This is a genomic window from Sphaerochaeta sp. S2 (assembly GCF_016406725.1).
Classification (GTDB): Bacteria; Spirochaetota; Spirochaetia; order Sphaerochaetales; family Sphaerochaetaceae; genus Sphaerochaeta.
On record NZ_JAEKNT010000122.1, the window covers coordinates 1 to 1,169 of the forward strand.

1 protein-coding gene is annotated in these 1,169 nt (G+C 32.0%); it reads right to left on the reverse strand.

From position 1 onward, the window contains the following. Positions 1–1,169, reverse strand: a 1,169-nt coding sequence (locus tag JF818_RS03400; protein WP_198890579.1) for a hypothetical protein, incomplete at both ends; no start/stop codon positions are given.

Consider the following 1,169-nt stretch of genomic DNA (forward strand, 5'->3'; position numbering starts at 1 on the left):
AAACTATATAATACAAATGTGATGAACTCACCAATGATAGATTTATCTTTTCCTCTCATTAATAAAAAATCTACTTTATTGTTATTGATTAATAAGTTTGACTTATTATCAGTTGCAATTGTTTGGATATCCTTAAAGGCAAATGAAAATGGCTTTTCAAAACTTACCTTAACATGTATTTTTTGATCTGTAATAAGAAATCCTTCTTTTCCGCCACTAAAACTTGTGTTATCAAATGCAATGATTGGCACTTCGTTGGGAGATAATTGTGCATAAGTTGAACTAGCCACTTGGACACATTTTTTTGCTTTTTCACCTTCATCAAAAAGTAAGACATAAAGTTTGTTATCTTTAAAAGAAAACTTGTTCAATTTATAAGCTTCAGTTAAATTTTCTATCGGATTTGGTGATAATATATCTACTAAACTATTAAAATAATAATTATCTGATAAATTGGTCATAAACTCATTAGCATATTGTCCAAATTGAGTTTCAATTTTCTTCTTTTGAGCTAAAGCCTTTTCTTTTGATAATCGAATATTTGTAATATCTGTGTTGAAATAGTGCGCATAGCGCTCTAACTCTTCTGTTGATGAGCTATCTTTAGATATAATAAAATTATAGAATTGGTAATCATATGGCCATTTCACAATTGCGTCTACCATCGCTTTGTTCATGTTGCTTTCATGGACAACACCTTGATTAACATTTTGTAATATGATGAGGGCTTCTTGGTAGTTTTCAGTAGGATAATCTAATGGAATATCCGTATTGAAGGATTTATTATATAGTTCGATTACACCTACATGCATACCTAAGATATCGTTATAAACAGTTTTTTTAATCGTTGGTAAAAATTCAGGATTCTGTAGAATTTCTCTTTCCTGTTTTCTTGCATTTGCAGAACTAGAAGCATTACCAATGGCATTACCAAAAGAGTGCATTAGACCAGATGCTGCATTTACTGCACCCGCTGTTGCAATACCTTTTATAGCACCTTCTACACCGAAACCGCCACCAATAATTCTTCCACGGCCATTTTTCCTAGCACGTCTGTAGTTTTTTTCGCCCGTTTCCGCTTCCCTAATATCATCAACTTCATCACAAATTGCCTCATAAATCTCTTCCCAATCACCGATATGTTGATAAATATGATTAGATAGTAAGTC